This window comes from uncultured Gimesia sp. (genome assembly GCF_937919775.1).
Taxonomy (GTDB): domain Bacteria; phylum Planctomycetota; class Planctomycetia; order Planctomycetales; family Planctomycetaceae; genus Gimesia.
In genome coordinates this window covers 1-4,359 of record NZ_CALFPF010000501.1, presented here as the reverse complement: position 1 = coordinate 4,359, position 4,359 = coordinate 1, and the positions used below count along the sequence as shown (strand labels likewise).

Annotated in this window: 4 protein-coding genes and 1 pseudogene; 1 reads left to right on the top strand and 4 read right to left on the bottom strand. The window is 50.1% G+C overall.

Annotated elements, in window-relative coordinates:
* Together Q0294_RS23440 and gltX are read right to left on the bottom strand one after the other, a co-directional pair.
* A pseudogene (locus Q0294_RS23440) lies at positions 1 to 155 on the bottom strand (glutamate--tRNA ligase family protein); the annotation flags it as partial.
* A 62-nt stretch (positions 156 to 217) separates the two neighbouring features.
* Complete coding sequence (gene gltX / locus Q0294_RS14280; protein WP_299466666.1) at positions 218 to 1,789, bottom strand: glutamate--tRNA ligase; 1,572 nt, start codon at positions 1,787 to 1,789, stop codon at positions 218 to 220.
* Positions 1,790 to 2,029: 240 nt separating this feature from the next.
* On the opposite strand from gltX, the gene Q0294_RS14275 reads away from it, so the two are divergent.
* Complete coding sequence (locus tag Q0294_RS14275) at positions 2,030 to 2,695, top strand: hypothetical protein (RefSeq protein WP_299466663.1); 666 nt, start codon at positions 2,030 to 2,032, stop codon at positions 2,693 to 2,695.
* A gap of 29 nt (positions 2,696 to 2,724) precedes the next feature.
* On the opposite strand, the gene Q0294_RS14270 is transcribed toward Q0294_RS14275, so the two are convergent.
* Positions 2,725 to 3,099: a DNA polymerase ligase N-terminal domain-containing protein gene (locus Q0294_RS14270; RefSeq protein WP_299466660.1), complete on the bottom strand. Its 375-nt coding sequence runs from the start codon at positions 3,097 to 3,099 to the stop codon at positions 2,725 to 2,727.
* A complete protein-coding gene (locus Q0294_RS14265; protein ID WP_299466657.1) occupies positions 3,099 to 4,232 on the bottom strand; it encodes a glycosyltransferase family 4 protein in 1,134 nt (377 codons plus the stop codon). The genes Q0294_RS14270 and Q0294_RS14265 overlap by 1 nt, the downstream gene beginning before the upstream one ends.
* Positions 4,233 to 4,359 lie beyond the last annotated feature (127 nt).

Genomic DNA, 4,359 nt, shown 5'->3' with positions numbered 1-4,359 from the left:
AAGACAAATCGACTTAGCATGTCCGATGTGCAGATAACCATTCGGCTCGGGGGGAAACGTGTATGGACGCGTCCGGCATGTTTGCCCGTGCGATTATCTTCCTGAATGATCGTTCGTATAAAATCGGTTGGCGTTTTCTCTTCGGGAGTTGACATCCCTTACTCCTTAAATGATTTCATCAATCACAGGATCAGCCTGTTTCAAATTTATCGTTTTTTTACTCACTCTGACTCAAGGTTATCGCACGTTCAATTCGTTTGACGCAACTTTCTTTCCCCAAAATTGCCAGACAATCAAACATGCCAATTCCCGTCCCTTTTCCGCTGACGGCGGCCCGCAGGGCGTGAATGATCTGCCCCATGCCGATCCCTTCCGCTTCCACAAAATCGTGCAGGAGTTTGTCTAACGCTTCCGCATGAAAATCGTCAGCATTCGCTAACCGGTTTTTGATTTTTTCCAGTAGAGGCACTGCTTCTTCCGAATTTTGAATTCGTTTTTTGAAGTTTTTTTCGTCATATTCTAGTTGATCGTCGGCCACGAAAAACTCATCAAAGTCCAGAATATCGCTGGCCACTTTTAACCGGTCTTCCATGCCGACGATGACCTGACTGATGCGCTGTCTCGTTGCCGGATCGCCTGCATCCTTGACCAAGCCTGCTTTCTGCAGATACGGACTGCAATGCGCCACTTTTTCTTCCAGCGACAATTGATTCATCCAATGTGACTGAAAACTGAGCAGTTTATCCGGATCAAGCCCCGCAGCAGATTTGACAATCCGATCCAGAGTAAAGTTCTCTACGATCTTGTCCAGCGACATGATTTCCGTCTTATCATCCAAAGACCAACCCAGTCGAGCCAAAGCATTTAAGATCGCTTCCGGAAGATAGCCGATTTTTTCGTAATATTCGACCATCACCGGATCCAGGCCTCCCGCGTTTTCCAGGCCAATTCGTGGAAAGACGGCTTCTGCCTTGTCGAACATTTTTTTGAACTGAGGGCTCTTGCGATATTTATCGAGTTTGCGTTTGCTCAGTTTTTCTTTTCCGCCGGGAGCCGCTACAAACGGAATGTGGGCAAAAACAGGCAAATCATAACCGAGCGCCTGAAAGATCAAGACCTGCACGGGAGTATTCGAAAGATGTTCTTCCGCCCGGATCACATGTGTGATCTTCATTTGTGCGTCGTCGATCACTGTCGCCAGATTGTACAGAGGCGTGCCATTACCTCGCAGGATCACGGGATCGGGCATCAGTCCGGCGTCAAATTCTACATGGCCGCGAACCGCATCATCGATTTGAATTTTCTGATCGCGGGGAACCAGCAGGCGTACGACTGAGGGGCGGCCTTCTGCCTCGTATTGTTCTTTTTCACTCTCTGTCAGTTCCAGTGAGCGACGGAGATTCAGATAGTTCCGCTTTTCATTCTGTGCCGCTTCGCGATCGGCCTGAATCTCTTCGGGTGTTTCATAACAGCGGTAGGCTTTTCCTTCTGCCAGCAACTGGTCAACCGCTGCCCGGTAGAGGTCATTTCGCTCGGATTGAAAGTAAGGGCCATATTCTCCCTCGACTTCAGGACCCTCATCCCAGTTCAAACCCAGCCATTTGAACGCCTGTAGAATCGGCCCAAGGGCTTCAGACAGGTTACGTTCCTGATCAGTATCATCAATGCGGAGTATAAACTGCCCCCCATTGTGCCGCGCCCAAAGCCAATTGAATAAAGCGGTACGCATGCCGCCAATGTGCATGTAGCCTGTTGGACTGGGGGCAAAACGGGTACGGACGGTACTCATAAACGGGCTCTTATTATTTCTCGTTAAACTGCCGGAATGGAAGAATTTCTGCTGGATGAATCATGCCACACAAGAAAGCTTCGCACAGCAGACCTGATTCGGACGACCGATCATAAAAGACCTGCACTCATTCGACAAGTATATTTAAAGCTACAACTTAGCGCAATTTCGCCTTTTCTCCAGATTCCGGACCTGTGGACCGGTCTTGACGCTTCTCCCCACTCGACCTAGCATTTCTGCATGAAACGTTTTCTGCTGTTCCTCTTAATAATGCTGCTTCTCCTGGGAGGAGTTGCCGGAGGGCTGTATTGGTCTTCCGCCCAGGTGCCTGAATTTTATCAGGAAGCACTTCAGGTACAATTACAGCCGGAAGTCCGGCAGGAAGAGGCCAAAGAGTTTGTCCAGCGTTCGATGCAACTGGTGAACGATGTGCGGAACCACGAACCGCTCTGGTCTCAGGAATTCAGCGAACAACAGGTTAACGCCTGGCTTGCCGAAGAATTACATCAGAAATACAACGACTGGGTGCCGGAAGGCATTTCTGATCCACGGGTCAAGTTTGAAAAAAATCAGGTGGAACTGGGATTTCATCTGACTTTGAAAAAATGGTCCGGCATCATCAGCCTGAAATTCAAACCCTGGCTGAAGGAGAAAAACATCCTCGTCCTGGAACTGGAAAATGCCCGGGCCGGCATGTTGCCCATACCGATCGACGAAGCCATCACTGATCTGATCCAGGAAGCGCGGAAAGATGGCTGGTATATCGAATGGGGACAAACGGACGGCAACGACGCCTTGATTGTGTATCTGGATCGTGGAAAACCAGAACTTCCCGACTTGACGGCTCTGGCTGTAGAACCGGGCCTGTTTCGCATCGCCGGCAAGGCCGAGGTCAAAAAACCGTAACCGAGGGAATCTCGATCACTGCAAACTGTTTAAAAGAAAGCCGTGTAATTCAGACTCCACTGGTTTTCCTCATCCATTTTTTTGAGCGTCACTCGTCCCGCCAGTTCTTCCCCTGTCAGCAACGCCACAATCAAACCATCGTTCAATTCCAGAAGCGAAAGTGAACCATGGTCCCACCGGCTGACTTCTCCCCTATTATCACTGACTGGTCCTTCGTATTCCAGATAAACCAGTCGATGATCGGGTAATGCTTGGACGACCAGATCAATCGACGATTCATCGGAGGCAGGATCGATCTCCGGGGGTGCAGGCAGACGCCAGGTTTTGAGCGTACCTGCATGTTCCAGCATCAAATCCCAATGCAGCTCGGGAAAATCGTGACGTAGAATAACATACCGTTGCATCAAATCGCTCTTTTCGAAATTGTCTGGTTGATGAGTTGATCCCAGGATTGAAAATAACGGGAAACAGAAAATCGCTCTGTTACCTGCAGACTATTAATCGCTAATTCTTTACGTATATTTTCATCCTGCATGCATTCCCGCATACTCCTGGTTAATTCACTCAAACTTCCAGCAGGCACAAGCAAGACCAGCAGGCCCTCGCGTGCGATGTCAGCCGGACCGCTCTCACAATCAAAGCTGATACACGCCAAGCCGCGGGACATCGCCTGCAGCAATGCGTTCGGAAACCCTTCATAACGTGAGGAAAGCACGAATAAATCTCCCTGATCCAAAATCAACTCCGGATCAGCGACCCAGCCTGCGAGTTCAATCTGCCCTTCTAAGCCGCGCTCGTTGATAGTTGACTGCAGCGATTCGCGTAATGGCCCCTCTCCCAAGATCCGCAATTTCCACTCCGGAAATTCGTGGGCCAGTCCAGAAAAAGCATCGATAAGTAAATCGAAGCCCTTCTCATGGGAGAGTCGTCCCATCCCGAATATCACATGTGATGGCGGCCGATCAAGTATGATCTGTTCCGTGACAACAGGCACGTCTGATGAACGCGGCACAGGCACCGCATTCGGAATGACTTCAATCGGCGTCGTTTTCAACCACTGTCTGCAGAAATCTGCAACCCCCTGCGTCTGCACCACTAAAGCAGTCGCCCGCGGATAGGTTCGGCTCCGCAAAAAAGACCACAAACGCCCGATCGGGTGATGCCGCGGATCGGAGCGTTCCGAGATCAGAACGGGCCAATGCGAGTTGCGCGACGCCAACAGTGTCAAAACATTCATCCGGTCGGTAAGGCTGATCACGACATCCGGCTCTGATTGCACAATCGCTGCCCGTAATTTCTTGACTCTGTGCCAGTTATTCGAAACCGCTTGTAACAGATTGTTTGAGTCCTGCATGAGTCCCAGCGCGTGCCGCTGTACGGTTTCTGCAAGAGTAAAGGTATCCGTCTCAGTAGAATCCAGAGTGATGAGTGTAACCGCGTCTCCCTCGTCTGCCCAATAATTGGCCATCATCGCTGCGACCCCTTCAGCACCGCCAAGACTGAGGGAAGGAACCGTAATCGTCAGTCGTCGAGACAAGGAACCAAGGCCTTCATGTAAGCTATTGCCAGGATATGAGATACAGCAGAGAACTCTCTCTGCAATCCGATCAGAATTAAGACTATCGCATCAGACAAAGATCAGCAAGTGGAGACCCATTTAGTCT

What these genes read in the sequence shown, in the direction of transcription:
- gltX (WP_299466666.1), bottom strand. Translation starts at nt 1,789, where the DNA reads ATGAGTACCGTCCGTACCCGTTTTGCCCCCAGTCCAACAGGCTACATG.
- Q0294_RS14275 (WP_299466663.1), top strand. Translation starts at nt 2,030, where the DNA reads ATGAAACGTTTTCTGCTGTTCCTCTTAATAATGCTGCTTCTCCTGGGA.
- Q0294_RS14270 (WP_299466660.1), bottom strand. Translation starts at nt 3,099, where the DNA reads ATGCAACGGTATGTTATTCTACGTCACGATTTTCCCGAGCTGCATTGG.